Raw genomic sequence first — 14,416 nt, forward strand, 5'->3', positions numbered from 1 at the left:
GGCAGACACGTGGGCAGAGAAAAACCGCCAGCAGGGCGAACACTGGATGCGGAGACGGCAGATCAATGGCCTGCAAGGGCACCATGATTACGCCACCGTCACACTGCCCTCAACGATAGTCGATCACCGACCCATCGGCGCGGCGCAGTACGATCTGGTCGCTGCGCTGGATGCCCGCCACGGCCCGGCGGCAGAGTTCGAGGAAATGCTGGATGCCCCGGGTGCGGAATTTCTGGCGGTGGATGATGAAGTGGAACTGGCGCCGCAGATTGAGCCCGGGGGAAGGCAGTTCCACCAGGCTGCCGCGGCGGAAGGCTTCCTTGAGGGCTAGGCGGGAAATGCAGCCGATGCCCAGGCCGGCTTCCACGGCACGCTTGATGGCCTCCGTGTGCTCCAGTTCCAGGGCGACCCGCAGCCGGGGCAGGCGGGGACCGAGGGCGGATTCCAGGGTCTGGCGGGTGCCGGAGCCGGGTTCCCGCAGAATCCAGGGTTCCGCCAGGAGGTCGTCGAGGGTGGCGTCCTGCTTGCCGGCCAGGGCATGGTCCGGGCCGGCGAAGACCGCCAGTTCGTCTTCGATCCAGGGGCTGGCTTCCAGGTCCGGGTGCTGGCAAACCCCTTCGATGAGGCCGAAATCCAGTTCGAAATTGGCCACCTGGCGGATCACCGTGGCGGTGTTATGCACCTCCAGATGCACCTGGCCCCGATAGGCCTCGGGCCGGCCACCCATGAATTCCCCCAGCAACAGGGGCGCCAGGTAGTTGCCGATGGTCAGGGTGGCGCCCAGGCGCAGGGGGCCGCCCTCCCCCTCGCCTTGCAGCAGGCCCTCGATGTCCCGCCCCTGGTCCAGCAGGGCCTGGGCCCGGGGCAGCACCTGGCGCCCCAGTTCGTTGAGCTGCAGGCGCTTGCCGTGGCGGTCGAAGAGTCGGGTGTCGAACTGCCGCTCCAGTTCGTTGAGGCTCATGCTGACCGCCGATTGGGAGAGGGAAAGGCTCTCCGCCGCCTGGGAAACGCTTTCCTGGCGGGCCACGGCAACAAAGGATTCCAGCTGGCGCAAGGTGAATTTCATGACGGCAGGCCTCGCTTATCGAATTAACTGAATAATTATATAAATTTAATTCGATTAATAAATATGAGAATGGCTCTTAAAATCCGCTCCAAGCTCTGAGCCCTTACGTAACCCCGGCCCCGTAACCCTTCACCGTATCCACGATCTGCGAAAGCCCACCATGTCCGGATTCATCCACGAAGAAGTCACCAGCGTCCATCATTGGAACGACAGCCTGTTCAGCTTCAAGACCACCCGTGACCCGGGCCTGCGCTTTCGCACCGGCCAGTTCGTGATGATCGGCCTGGAAGTGGAAGGCCGGCCCCTGATGCGTGCCTACAGCATCGCCAGCGCCCACTACGAAGAACACCTGGAGTTCTTCAGCATCAAGGTGCAGAACGGCCCCCTCACCTCCCGGCTCCAGCACTTGCAGCCCGGTGACAAGATGCTGGTCAGCCGCAAGCCCACCGGCACCCTGGTGCTGGACGACCTGAAGCCCGGCAAGCACCTCTATCTGCTGGGCACCGGCACCGGCCTGGCCCCTTTCCTTTCCGTCATTCGCGACCCGGAAGCCTACGAGCGCTTCGACAAGATCGTGCTGATCCACGGCGTGCGCACCGTCAGCGAGCTGGCCTACTCCAACTTCATCGAGAACGAGCTGCCCAATAACGAGTTCTTCGGCGATCTGGTGCGGGAAAAGCTGATCTACTACCCCACCGTCACCCGCGAACCCTTCCGCAACCAGGGCCGCCTCACCGACCTGCTGGAAGGCGGCCAGCTGTGCGCCCAGATCGGCCTGCCCCAGATCAACCCGGAAACCGACCGGGCCATGCTCTGCGGCAGCCCGGCCATGCTGGAAGACACCAGCGCCATGCTGGATCGCCTCGGCTTCCACGTTTCCCCCCACATCGGCACCCCTGGCGACTACGTCATCGAACGGGCTTTCGTGGAAAAATAAGGCGCCTCGACGTGCCAAGGAAACCGGGCCTGGTGCCCGGTTTTTTATTGCCGGATACAGTCGCAACGTACCTCCGGTTTTCTGGCGCCTGGTTTGGTTTTCCCGGGTCTTCCCTGGCTTTCTCCGCCCCTCTTCTGCACCACTCTCGCACCACGCCGCCCGGCGGTGACATGACGCCATGGCCGGCGCTTTCCATGTGCGGTACTAAAACTTGATTCAAATCAAGTTTTAGTACCGCTAACTGACTGGATTAAAAAGGAAAAAATAGAACACCCCCAGCCACCTCCGGGCGCCCTGCGGCGGCAGGCAGCATCCGACCCTTGTTGCATAAAAACTACAGCAGCATCAATGGGGGTAGAGGATGGAAATCACGGACGGGGAATGCATTGGCTTGCCAACGCTTATGGAGGTCCTGCTGGCAGCACTGAAGGACCCGCAAATCGCTCACCGGGTCAGCAGCGAACGCTGGGCGCCGGGGACCCACTGGCAATCCTGCCACAATGGCAAACAGAGTATTTTCGTCGTTCGGCATGGTCGCCTGGAACTGGCGGTGATGGATGCGGAGGGCCGGGAAAGGTCCCTGCGGGTGCTGGCCGAATCGGAACTGTTCGGCACCGAGGCCCTGTCGGCGCTCTCCGCGCCGTCCGGTACCGCCGGTGAGGCGCCCCGGCAGGATTACGGCATTCGCGCCGTCACCTATTCCGAGGTGCTGCAGATTCCCCTCGACGTGGTCGATCAGCTGATCATCCGTCTGCCCCTCTTCCGCAAGGCCCTGACCAACAGCATCGCCAACCACATCTGGGCCCTGGAACGGGAACGGGAACACGGCCGTTCCATGCCCACAAACAACCGCCTGCTGTGCTACCTGCGCTGCGGCGAGAACGGCCACCAGCCCCAGCAGAAGCCTCTCGGCAAGGCCACCCTGCCCATGCAGCTGCTGGCTCGGCGCATCGGTTGCAGCGCCGGCCACCTCTCCCGCTCGGTCAGCACCATGGTGAGGGAAGGCGTTCTGCTGCGCCAGGATGGGCGCCTGCAGCTGAAGGGCGATGGGGAAATGCGCTACGCCTTCTGCGAAGGCTGCGCCTAGGAGCCGGAGGCGACTGTTTTCCGGCCACCTTTCCCGGCCCCACTTTACGGGGACAACCCTCGACGCCGCCATGTGAGGTGGAACGGAGCTGAACGGCCCGGACACCGGGATGCGCTCCCGGTGCCCGGCGGCGATGCAAGGTCAGTACGGCAGGGGAAAGCGGCGGCAGAGTTCCGCCACCTGCCCTCGGACCGTGTCGGCCACCGCTGGATCCGGCTTTTCCGGGTTGTCGGTCAGGGCCTGGAGCAGGTGCACGATCATGCCGCCGATCTGGCGGAATTCCGCTGCGCCAAAGCCCCGGCTGGTGCCGGCCGGGCTACCGACGCGGATGCCGGAGGTGACCATGGGTTTTTGCGGGTCGTGGGGAATGGCGTTCTTGTTGAGGGTGATGCCCACCTGCTCCAGGGCCTTTTCCACCACGTTGCCGGTCAGTTGCAGGGGGCGCAGGTCGGCCACCGCCAGATGGGTATCGGTGCCGCCGGAAACAATGCGCAGACCACCGGCCACCAGGGCATCGGCCAGGGCCTGGGCATTTTCCACCACCCGGGCGGCATAGCCACGGAATTCCGGTTGCAGGGCCTCGCCGAAGGCCACGGCCTTGGCGCCGATCACATGCATCAGGGGCCCGCCTTGCAGGCCGGGGAAAACGGCGGAATCGATGGCCTTGCCGAGGGCCGCGTCGTTGCTCAGGATGAGGCCGCCCCGGGGCCCGCGCAGGGTCTTGTGGGTAGTGGAAGTCACCACGTCGGCGTAAGGCAGGGGCGACGGATGGGCGCCGCCGGCGACCAGGCCGGCAAAGTGGGCCATATCCACCAGCAGCCGCGCCCCGACCCGGTCGGCAATGCGACGGAATGCGGCGAAATCGAGAATGCGGGAATAGGCGGAGCCACCGGCAATGATCAGCTTCGGCCGGTGTTCATAGGCCAGGTGCTCCACCTCCGCCATGTCGATGCGGTGGTTGTCCGCCCGCACGCCGTAGGCGACGCCGCGAAACCATTTGCCCGACTGGTTCATCGGTGCGCCGTGGGTGAGGTGGCCGCCGGCGGCCAGGCCCAGGCCGAGAATGGTGTCGCCGGGTTGCAGCAGGGCGAGATAGACGGCCTGGTTGGCCTGGCTGCCGGAATGAGGCTGCACGTTGGCGTAGGCGCAGTCGAAGAGGCGCCTGGCCCGTGCAATGGCCAGGGCCTCCACCCCATCCACCAGCCCGCAGCCGCCGTAGTAGCGCCGCCCCGGGTAGCCTTCCGCATATTTGTTGGTCAGCACCGAGCCCTGCATTTCCAGCACGGCCCGGCTGACGATGTTCTCCGAGGCAATCAATTCGATGCAATCCCGCTGCCGGCCATATTCATCAGCGACGTAGCGGGCCAGTTCCGGGTCGCTCCGGCCCAGCATCCCCGCCCCATGGGCAGGTTGGTGGGGAGACAGGTCGTTGGGGTGGTTCATGGCATCCAGCCTTTCTTGGGATTGATGGGAAAAGGCGCCGGGCCACATGCCCGGCACGGGGGAAAGCGGCTCAGCGCCCGGCCCCGGCGCCGGACTGGCCCAGGCGGGGCTGCCCGCGCAAGGCACGCAGGGTGCGCAGGTCGCCGTGGATCAGGGCATGGGCCGCCAGGCCGGCGAGGAGGCCCCAGAAGGCGCCCCCCAGGCCAAACAGGGTGACGTTGGCGGCGGTGGCGAGAAAGGTGATCAGGGCCGTTTCCCGCCCCCGCAGGTCCCCCAGGGCCGTGGCCAGGCTGCCGCCGATGGCGCCGAGCAGGGCCAGGCCGGCCAGGGTGGTAATGAAGGCCGGCGGCAGCACGACGAAGAGGGCCGCCAGGGTGGTGCCGAAAATCCCCACCAGGCTGTAGAACACGCCACAGGCCAGGCCGGCGATGTAGCGCTTGCCCGGCTCCTCGTGGGATTCCTTGCCGGTGCAGATGGCCGCGGTGATGGCCGCGACGTTGAAGGCATGGGCACCGAAAGGCGCCATCAACAGGGAGCCCAGCCCGGTCACCGCCAGGATGGGGCTGGCACTGGTCTTGAAACCGTCGTTGCGCAGCACCAGCATGCCGGGCATGTACTGCCCGGTAAGGGTGATGACAAACAGCGGCAGGGCCACGCTGAGGAGGGCGTTGAGGGAAAAGGCCGGCGTGGTGAACACCGGCAGCGCCAGCTGCAAGGCGACGCCCGTGAAACTGACCTGCCCGAGTCCAAGCAGCAGCAGGATGCCCGCCACCAGCACGCCGACGATGGCATAGCGGGCGGTGAAGCGGCGCAGCAGCGCGTAGGTCAGCACCAGCACGCCCACCAGCAGCGGATCGATGCCGGCGCCGCCGAAGGCGCCGATGCCGAAGCGCAGCAGAATGCCGGCCAGCAGCCCGGCGGCGATGCCGGGGGGAATCATCTTCACCACCCGCTCGAAGTAGCCGGAGACGCCCAGCACCATGAAGCCGACCGCAGAGAGCATGTAGGCGCCGATCATTTCCGCATAGGGCGTGGTCGGCAGCACGGCGATGAGGAACGCGGCGCCGGGGGTGGACCAGGCGGTGATGATGGGTTCCCGGTAGCGATAGCTCAGCCAGGCGCCGGTCAGGCCCACCCCCACTGAGACGGACCAGATCCAGGAGGCGGTCTGCTCCGGGCTCAACCCCGCCGCCTTGGCGCCCTGGAACACCAGAATGAAGGTGCCGCCGTAATTGACGATGACCGAGATGAGGGCCGCCACGGTGGGGTGCAGCAAATCGGCGGGCCTGAGGGCGGTAGGGGTCGTGGGGTTTATCGGTGGCGAGGGGGGCACGGGCGGTCTCCTGGGGCGTTGGTTGGCCTTGTCAGCCCGGTCAGTGTGGCGGCAAAATGGCCTTATATAAATTGCCACTTTTGAAAAAAAATAAGACCACTTAAGCTCCACCGACCTGATGCGAGAGCCACTTGCTGCGCTGCCCCCGGGGCTTGCGGCAAGGCCTTGCCCAGCACCCTTGCCCGGTGCGGTAGAGGAATTCCTTAGCCGCTGGCTTGCCCGGCGTCTTGCCCCATGCCCTGGGCGTGGCTTCCTGCCCCTTCTTGTCCCTTTTTACCCATTCCCGCCGCTCCCCACCCATCCAACATCGAGAAGCCGCCCCGTGAGAACCCGTGCCACCGCCTACCCGATCTGGAACCGCTTCGTGCCGGAGGCGGATAGCCGGCTCCCCATGCGCGAACAGCTGGTGCGTTTCTTCCGCAAGGGCGTGGCCGACGGCACCCTGCAGGCCGGCATCCGCCTGCCCGCCTCTCGGGTGCTGGCAGCGGAACTGAAGCTGTCGCGGATCACCGTCTCCGGTGCCTACGAGCAGTTGGTTGCTGAAGGCTTTCTCGAAGCCCGCCAGGGTGCAGGAACCTATGTGGCGGCGCACATCGCCAGGCGGCCCCCTGCGCCTCATTCACCCCAGCCGCCCTATGTACCGCATTCCCCGAATGCAGCGCATCCGGCCAGGATGGCCAGTGCACCAGCGCCCTCCCGGGCAGCCGACCTCGCCACTCCCTTCGCCTACATCCCAGCCCCCTCTCCACTGACCAGCGCCTCCCCCCGCGCCGCCGCGCCACAGGCGCCGACTGCCGCAACAGCCGCCGGCTCCCAGCGTGCCCGTTGTCTGCGGGGGCCCGATTCCATGTCCATGGCCCAGGCCGCCTGGCCCCTCACTCCGGGCCTGCCGGCCCTGGATGCCTTTCCCTACGCCCTCTGGGGCCGCCTCGACGGCCGCTTCTGGCGCCGCCATCCCTCCCCTGATCTTTCCTATGGCGATCCCCAGGGGCTGCTGGCCTTGCGAGTGGCCCTGGCCGAATACCTGGGCGCCGCCCGGGGCGTGGTCTGCCGGCCGGACAACATCGTCATCGCCCCCGGTGCCCAGGCGGCCATTGCCATCGCCGCCCTGGCCCTGACCGACGCGGGGGATTCGGTGTGGGTGGAAAATCCCGGCTACGACGCCGCCTACCGCAGCCTGCAGCTCTCCGGCGTGCGGCCTGTCGGGGTTCGTGTTGATGACGCGGGGCTGGATGTGGACGATGGCCGCCAACAGGCCCCGGAGGCACGGCTGGCCCTGGTCTCGCCCTCCCACCAATACCCCCTGGGCGTCACCATGAGCCTGGAGCGGCGCCTGGCACTGCTGCAATGGGCCCGGGAGGCCAACGCCTTCATTCTCGAAGACGATTACGACAGCGAGTTCCGCCACGAAGGGGCGCCGACCCCGGCCCTCAAGGCCCTGGACGGGCAGGATGGCCGCGTCATCTACATCGGCACCCTCAGCAAGCTGCTCGCCCCGGGCCTGCGGCTGGGCTATCTGGTAGTGCCCGATGCCCTGGTGGAGGTGCTGCAAACGGTGCGCAACGGCACCGACCACCGGGTCCCCGCCTCCATCCAGGCCACGGCGGCGGAGTTCATCGGCAATGGCCATCTCGGCACCCATATCCGCCGTACCCGTGCCCTTTACGGGGAGCGGCGGGCCGCCCTGCTCGCCGCCCTGGGGGAAGCCGGTGAGGGGGTGTTTGCCGTCACCCATGCCGCTACCGGGCTGCACCTGCTGGCCTACCTGCCCGACACCATGGATGACCTGGCCCTGGCCAGCGCCGCCCGAGCCTGCCGCATCGGCGTCACGCCGCTCTCGGCCTATTTCGTTGCGCCGCCTCCGGGCGCCCCCTCCCGAGGCTTGTTGATGGGCTTCGGCAACACCCCGCCGGAAGCCATCAACAAGGCCGTGCGTACCCTGTGCGCGCTGGCGGGAAGCCGCCGCTGACGCCCCTGTGGTACGGGCCCTGAATCCGGCCTTGGGCCTGGGCCACATTGACGGGGAGTCCGTTCCGCCCGTCAGCGCCGTCCGTTGGTTCCGCCCGTTGGTTCCCTCCAATTCCCGCTGCGGAAGAGCGGCTATTGCAGCCTACTGTCGCGGCCCGGAAAAGTAATGGTCACATCCAGCCCGCCCAGGTCGGGAGCCGCCCCCAGGCTGAGGCGAGCGCCATGCAGTTCGGCGATCCGCGTGACAATGGAAAGGCCCAGCCCATGGCCTTCCCCGGCCCCCGGGTCGAGCCGGCGGAAGCGGGCCAGGGCCTCTGCACGTTGTTCCAAGGGAATGCCCGGACCGCTGTCGCAGACATGCAGGGTGGCGCCGGCCCCATCGCTCCCTTCCGCCTGGCAACGCACCAGCACCCGGCCACCGGCGGGGGTATGGCGGATGGCGTTATCCAGCAGGTTGCGCAGCAACACTTGCAGGAGCAGGGGCGAACCGGCGACGCGGATTTCCGGCCCCTCTTCCACCTCCAGCTCCACCCCCTTGTCGAAGCCGGCCGGGGCCAGGGACGCTACGGTTTCCACCGCCAGATGGTGCAGGGGGCAAGGCTCCTGGTCCGGCAATTCGGCCTGGGCGTCCAGCCGCGCCAGGGTCAGCAGCTGATCCACCAACCGCGCCGCCCGGCGACTGCCGCTGACCAGATGGGCCAGGGCCCGCTGCCGGGTGTCCTCGTCACCAGCGGCCTGGGCCACTTCCGCATGGGTCTGCAGCACGGCCAGGGGGGTGCGCAATTCGTGGGCCGCATCGGCGGTGAAGCGGCGCTCGTCTTCCTGGGCGCGCCGGACCTGCTCAAAGAGATGGTTGAGACGTTCCAGAATCGGCACCACTTCCCGCGGGGCCTTGGCCAGGGCCATGGGCTGGAGCCGCAGGGGCGCCTGGGCGCCAATGGAGTCGGCTAGGTGGGACAGGGGGCGGAAGGCCAGCAGGATGAAAATGCCGAGCACCAGGCCCAGCACCGGCAGGCCGACCCCCATGGTCTGCAGCAGATGGCTGGCCACCTCGTTGCTGACCTCCGCCCGGCTCTCAGCCGCGTCGGCCACCTGGATCAGATAGTGGCGGCGGGCATCGCGCACGCTGAAGACGCGCCACGCCTTGCCGTCGATATCCACCTCGGAAAAACCCTCTTCCCTGGACGACAGGCGGTGCTCGGGAGCGCCGTGAGAACGGGTGAGTAAGCGCTCGCCATCCCACACCTGGAAGGCCACCTTCTTGTCGTAACGATGCCGGGGCAGGCGCTCGCCGATGTCGTCGGCCTCGTCGCCGAGAAAGGCGAACAGCAGGGTGGCCGATTGGGCCAGATGGGCATCGAGCAGTTCTTCGGCCTCGTGCCGGGCCTCCCGGTAGGCGATGACACCGACCACGCTCCACACCAGGGCGACGGCGGCGAGGATGCCAAAGAGAATGCGCAGGCGCAGAGAATAGGTGCGCATCATGGCGCCGGACTCCGGCCGGCTTCGGGGATCAGGTAGCCGACGCCGCGCACGGTGCGGATCAGGTCGGCCCCCAGCTTGCGCCTCAGGTGATGGATGTGCACCTCGATGGCATTGGATTCCAGCTCGCTGCCCCAGGCATAGAGATGGGATTCGATCTGGGCCTTGGTCAGCACCCGGCCGGCCTGGGCCAGCAGTTCGTGCAGCAGGTCGAATTCCCGGGCCGACAGTTCCACCGCCTGCCCCGCCAGAGTCACCCGCCGCCCGGCCGGGTCCAGGCGCAGATTGCCATGGACGATTTCCGGCACGGCGCGGCCGCCGCTGCGGCGGGTCAGGGCCCGCAGGCGGGCGCCGAGTTCCTGCAGGTTGAAGGGCTTGATCATGTAATCGTCGGCCCCGGCATCAAGGCCGGCCACCACATCATCCGGCGCATCCCGGGCGGTGAGGATCAGCACCGGCAGGGCATCGCCCCGGGCCCGCAGCTGGCGCAGCACCTCCAGGCCGGAGACTTTGGGCAGCCCCAGATCGAGCACCAGGGCGGCAAAGGGCTCGCTGGCCAGGGCATGGCCGGCGGCCTCGCCATCCTGCACCCAGTCGGCCTGCCAGCCGCCCTGGCGCAGGCCCATCTGGATGCCTTCCCCCAGGGCCTGGTCGTCTTCCACGATGAGAATTCGCATGATCGCTGCCGGACCTCTTTATGGTGTGCGCCCTATCCAATCACGCCAGCGCCAGGGCAATGGCGCCGCCGACCAGGGCCAGCAGCCCCACGGCCACCGGCAGGTGACGCCGGGCAATGCCGTCTTCCGGCCGGCCCTGCTTGTAACCGTGCCACATGGCAGCCACCAGGTTTTCCCGGTGCAGCAGGCTGCTCCACAGCACGGCCGCCACGTGGATAAGCACCAGTCCCAGCATGGTGGAAGCCACGCCTTCATGGACCTCTTCCAGCCAGTCCCCGGCCACCTCGTTGAAGGTCATCCAGCCGGTGGCGGCCGTCAGCAGGCCCAGGCCCAGGAGGGCCAGCACGGCCAGGGCGCCGGCGGGATTGTGGCCGGTGTAGTGCGGCGGGCGCAAGCGCAGCATGCCGAGCAAATACTCGCGGATCGCCGCCTGGCCGCGGACGAACTGGCTGAAGCGGGCGTAACGGCTGCCCACCAGCCCCCACAGAAGGCGGAAGACGATGAGGGCCGCCACCACATAGCCGCTGGCGATGTGAATCAACTGCCAGCGCTCCGACTCGCTGGTGATGAAGGCAGTGGTGAAGGCCAGGGCCAGGCTCCAATGGAACAGTCGTACCGGCACATCCCACACCAGGATTTTTCGGGGGGAGGAATCCGACGCGTTGGCGGCGGCAGTGCGTTGCTGGGTATGGGATATCACGATGTTCTCCTTATCGACGGCCGCTGACGGGCTTGAGGGAGCCTTCGCCGAAATCGCCCTGCTCGGCCCGGCGATGACATGCCTGGCACTGGGCCATGGGCGTGGCCTTGCTGCCGGCCGGCACCGCAGGCAGCGGATAACCATGCAACTCCTCGGGCCGATGCTTGCGCTGGAACCAGGCGGTGGTGGTCAGGCGTGGCGCCGCCCCCTTGCCCTCATGGACGCTGCGGGTGCTGGCCTGGGCTTGCAGCAGGCTGGCGATCTCCCGCTGGGCCTGGGGCTCCAGGCTGGCATCGCTGCCGAAATGGCGCTCCAGCTGTTGCAGGGTCACTTTCCAGCCAGCAGCGTCCATCAATGCCGGCGGATAGGCGACGTGGCAACTGCCGCACTCCGCCGCGTAGGTAGGGGACAGGGCATAACGATGGTCGCCGGCCCAGGCGCCGCCGGCCAACAGCAGCGTTGCCAGGGACAGGCTCTGTAGTGTTTTCATGGCATGGCTCCTCAGGGTTTCACGGTCAGCAGATAGGCCAGCAGGTCGCCCTTCTCCTCGGGCGTGCAGGCCCGGCCCAGTACATCCTTGCAGTTGCGGCCGAACCATTTATCCACCTTGGCGACATCGCTGAAACGACGGGGATTGGCCGCCGGTGACAGGGGTTCGATCAGCTTGCGGGTCACCGCATGGGCGCCGCCCTGGCCCGGGTTGTTGGTATGACAGGAAGCGCAACTCCAGTCGCCGCCGTGAGCGGTGCTGAAAAAGCTGCGGCCCCGCTCGGCGGAAAAGGCCCGCAAGGCGGGATTGGACTGTCGGGCTTCGGCCAGCCAGGCAGCCTGCAATTCGGCAGGAGAAGTGGGCGATGCAGCCAGAGTGCTACCGGCCAGGAAGGCCAGGGCAGCACCTATGGCCAGGGGTCTGAAGCGGTTCATTGAGGTGTCTCCCAAAGTGAATGTGGGAGTCAGTATTGGCAGCGCGGATTAAGCCAACCTTAAGCGTGGACAGCCGGCGCAAAACAATCTGTGTGGCATCGCTTGCGCCGGCCTTCCCCCCCATCGCCGGACACGGGATAATCCGGCCCTTCGGCGGCCCGGTGCCGCGCCTACCACTTTCCCAAACAGCCCATGGCAACCAAGAAGAACAGCGACCCCTCCGGCCACACTCCTATGATGCAGCAGTATTTGGCGCTGAAAAGCCAGCATCCGGGCACCCTGCTCTTCTATCGCATGGGGGATTTCTACGAGCTGTTCTTCGAGGATGCGGAAAAGGCCGCCCGCCTGCTGGACATCACCCTCACCACCCGGGGCCAGTCCGCCGGCCTGCCCATCAAGATGGCCGGGGTGCCCTACCACGCCGTGGAGCAGTACCTGGCCAAGCTGGTGAAGATGGGCGAATCCGTGGTCATCTGCGAACAGGTGGGGGATCCGGCCACCAGCAAGGGTCCGGTGGAACGGGCCGTGGCCCGCATCGTCACCCCCGGCACCCTGACCGACGCCGCCCTGCTCGACGAGAAGCGGGACACCCTGCTCATGGCCTTGACCGGCGGCCGGGGCGTCTGGGGCTTGGCCTGGCTCAACCTGGCCAGTGGCGAGTTCCGCGTCAGCGAAGTGGCCACGGAAAAGCTGGCCGCCACCCTGGAGCGCATCCGCCCCGCCGAAGTGCTGCTGCCCGATTCCCTGGTGCCGGAAGTGAACATCGGCGCCGCCACCACCCGCCGCCCGGACTGGCATTTCGACGCCGAAGCGGCCAAGCGCCTGCTGCTGGAACACTTCAAGGTGCAGAGCCTCACCGCCTTCGCCGCCGAAGACCTGCGCCCCGCCCTGGGGGCGGCCGGGGCCCTGCTGCAATATGCCCAGGCCACCCAGGCCCAGGCCCTGCCCCACGTCCAGGGCCTGGTGGTGGAACGGGAATCCGCCTACCTTGGGCTGGACGCCGCCACCCGCCGCAACCTGGAACTGACCGAGACCCTGCGCGGCGAAGCCTCCCCCACCCTCTTTTCCCTGCTGGATAGCTGCGTCACCGCCATGGGCGCCCGTTACCTGCGCCACGCCCTGCACCACCCCCGGCGCGACCGGGCGGTGCCGGCGGCCCGCATCGACGCCATCGGCGCCCTCATGGAAGACCATCTGGCCCTGGCCGGCTATTTGCGTTCCGGCCTGAGGGGCTTTGCCGACGTGGAGCGCATCGCCGGCCGCATCGCCCTGCGCAACGCCCGGCCCCGGGACCTTTCCAGCCTGCGCGACTCCCTCGCCTGCCTGGAGGAACTGCGCCGCCCCCTGGCCGGCCATCCCTCGCCCCTGCTGGGTGAGCTGTGGGGCCAGCTGGAAGCGCCGATGGAGGCCATCGAGCTTTTGATGCGCGCCATCGCCCAGGAACCGGCGGCCATGGTGCGGGACGGCGGCGTCATGGCCACCGGCTTCGATGCCGAGCTGGACGAGCTGCGGGCCCTCAACGACAACTGCGGCGCCTTCCTCGTCGATCTGGAAGCCCGGGAGAAGGAGCGCACCGGCATCGCCACCCTCAAGGTGGAATACAACCGGGTGCACGGCTTCTACATCGAAGTCACCCACGCCAACGCCGACAAGGTGCCGGACGACTACCGCCGGCGCCAGACCCTGAAGAACGCCGAACGCTACATCACCCCGGAACTGAAGGCCTTCGAGGACAAGGCCCTCTCCGCCCAGGACCGCGCCCTGGCCCGGGAAAAGTGGCTCTACGAGCAGGTGCTGGACCAGTTGCAGCCGGTGGTGCCACAACTGCAGGCGGTGGCCCGGGCTCTGGCCCAGCTGGACATGCTGGCCTCTTTCGCCGACACCGCCGTGGCCCGTAACTGGTGCCGCCCTGAATTCACCGACCAGCCCGGCCTGTGGCTGGAAGCGGGCCGCCACCCGGTGGTGGAAAACGAGCTGCAGGCCCAGGGCGACACCTTCATCCCCAACGACCTGGACCTGGGGGAAAGCGAAGACGCGGAACGCCGCCTGCTGCTCATCACCGGCCCCAACATGGGCGGTAAATCCACCTACATGCGGCAGACGGCGCTGATTGCCCTGCTCGCCCATGTGGGCTGCTACGTGCCGGCCAAGGCGGCACGGCTGGGGCCCATGGACCAGATTTTCACCCGCATCGGCGCCTCCGACGACCTGGCTTCGGGCCGCTCCACCTTCATGGTGGAAATGACCGAGTCCGCCGCCATCCTGCACAACGCCACGGAACAAAGTCTTGTCTTGATGGACGAGGTGGGCCGGGGTACCTCCACCTTCGACGGCATGGCCCTGGCCATGGCCATCCTGCGCCATCTGCTGGAGAAGAACCGCAGCCTGACCCTCTTCGCCACCCACTACTTCGAGCTGACCCGCCTGGCCCACGAATACCCGGCCCTGGTGAATGTGCATCTGGACGCGGTGGAGCACGGCGACCGCATCGTCTTCCTCCACGCCGTGGAAGAAGGCCCGGCCAACCAGAGCTACGGGATTCAGGTGGCGGCCCTGGCCGGCATTCCCGGCGCCGTGGTGCGGGCGGCGAAGAAGGAACTGCGGCAGCTGGAAACCCGGGCGGCGGTGGACCCGCTACAACCCGATCTTTTTGCCGCCGCCGTGGCCAGCGCCGAAGCGCCGGAAGAAGCCCAACATCCGGCCCTGGAGCGCCTGGGGGAAATCGACCCCGACAGCCTCAGCCCCCGGGAAGCCCTGGATCTGCTCTACGAACTGAAGTCCCTGGGCAAGGCCTGACCC

At 67.3% G+C, this 14,416-nt stretch carries 12 protein-coding genes; 4 read left to right on the forward strand and 8 right to left on the reverse strand.

Annotated elements, in window-relative coordinates:
- Positions 1–109: 109 nt before the first annotated feature.
- Positions 110–1,066: a LysR family transcriptional regulator gene (locus AZSI13_RS10645; RefSeq protein WP_109041143.1), complete on the reverse strand. Its 957-nt coding sequence runs from the start codon at positions 1,064–1,066 to the stop codon at positions 110–112.
- 160 nt (positions 1,067–1,226) lie between these two features.
- On the opposite strand from AZSI13_RS10645, the gene AZSI13_RS10650 reads away from it, so the two are divergent.
- Together AZSI13_RS10650 and AZSI13_RS10655 are read left to right on the forward strand one after the other, a co-directional pair.
- Positions 1,227–2,003: a ferredoxin--NADP reductase gene (locus AZSI13_RS10650; RefSeq protein WP_109041144.1), complete on the forward strand. Its 777-nt coding sequence runs from the start codon at positions 1,227–1,229 to the stop codon at positions 2,001–2,003.
- Positions 2,004–2,394: 391 nt separating this feature from the next.
- Complete coding sequence (locus AZSI13_RS10655; RefSeq protein ID WP_165833456.1) at positions 2,395–3,090, forward strand: Crp/Fnr family transcriptional regulator; 696 nt, start codon at positions 2,395–2,397, stop codon at positions 3,088–3,090.
- Positions 3,091–3,231: 141 nt separating this feature from the next.
- Here the strand turns inward: AZSI13_RS10655 and glyA are convergent, their stop codons facing one another.
- Together glyA and AZSI13_RS10665 are read right to left on the reverse strand one after the other, a co-directional pair.
- Positions 3,232–4,482, reverse strand: a complete 1,251-nt coding sequence (glyA, locus tag AZSI13_RS10660) for a serine hydroxymethyltransferase (RefSeq protein WP_109041480.1) — start codon at positions 4,480–4,482, stop codon at positions 3,232–3,234.
- A gap of 121 nt (positions 4,483–4,603) precedes the next feature.
- A complete protein-coding gene (locus AZSI13_RS10665) occupies positions 4,604–5,809 on the reverse strand; it encodes a benzoate/H(+) symporter BenE family transporter (RefSeq protein WP_235609735.1) in 1,206 nt (401 codons plus the stop codon).
- A gap of 448 nt (positions 5,810–6,257) precedes the next feature.
- Between AZSI13_RS10665 and AZSI13_RS10670 the strand changes: the two genes are divergently transcribed.
- The gene (locus AZSI13_RS10670; protein WP_369406668.1) at positions 6,258–7,835 is read left to right on the forward strand and encodes a PLP-dependent aminotransferase family protein; all 1,578 of its coding nucleotides are present in this window, start codon (positions 6,258–6,260) and stop codon (positions 7,833–7,835) included.
- Positions 7,836–7,966: 131 nt separating this feature from the next.
- Here the strand turns inward: AZSI13_RS10670 and AZSI13_RS10675 are convergent, their stop codons facing one another.
- The 5 genes from AZSI13_RS10675 to AZSI13_RS10695 are packed head-to-tail and all read right to left on the reverse strand — an operon-like array spanning position 7,967 to position 11,617.
- Entirely contained in the window at positions 7,967–9,319 is a 1,353-nt protein-coding gene (locus tag AZSI13_RS10675) for an ATP-binding protein (protein ID WP_109041147.1), read from the reverse strand.
- Complete coding sequence (locus tag AZSI13_RS10680; protein WP_109041148.1) at positions 9,316–9,993, reverse strand: response regulator transcription factor; 678 nt, start codon at positions 9,991–9,993, stop codon at positions 9,316–9,318. Before AZSI13_RS10680 ends, AZSI13_RS10675 begins: the two co-directional genes overlap by 4 nt.
- 40 nt (positions 9,994–10,033) lie before the next feature.
- Positions 10,034–10,693 (reverse strand): cytochrome b/b6 domain-containing protein, encoded by a 660-nt coding sequence (locus AZSI13_RS10685; protein ID WP_109041149.1) that lies wholly within the window; start codon positions 10,691–10,693, stop codon positions 10,034–10,036.
- 10 nt (positions 10,694–10,703) lie between these two features.
- Entirely contained in the window at positions 10,704–11,183 is a 480-nt protein-coding gene (locus AZSI13_RS10690; protein WP_165833458.1) for a cytochrome C, read from the reverse strand.
- 11 nt (positions 11,184–11,194) lie between these two features.
- Positions 11,195–11,617, reverse strand: a complete 423-nt coding sequence (locus AZSI13_RS10695; protein ID WP_109041151.1) for a DUF1924 domain-containing protein — start codon at positions 11,615–11,617, stop codon at positions 11,195–11,197.
- A 192-nt stretch (positions 11,618–11,809) separates the two neighbouring features.
- Between AZSI13_RS10695 and mutS the strand changes: the two genes are divergently transcribed.
- Positions 11,810–14,413 carry a DNA mismatch repair protein MutS gene (gene mutS / locus AZSI13_RS10700; protein ID WP_109041152.1) on the forward strand — a complete coding sequence of 868 codons (2,604 nt, stop codon included), beginning with the start codon at positions 11,810–11,812 and terminating at the stop codon, positions 14,411–14,413.
- Positions 14,414–14,416 lie beyond the last annotated feature (3 nt).

Source organism: Azospira sp. I13 (assembly GCF_003112695.1).
Taxonomy (GTDB): Bacteria; Pseudomonadota; Gammaproteobacteria; order Burkholderiales; family Rhodocyclaceae; genus Azospira.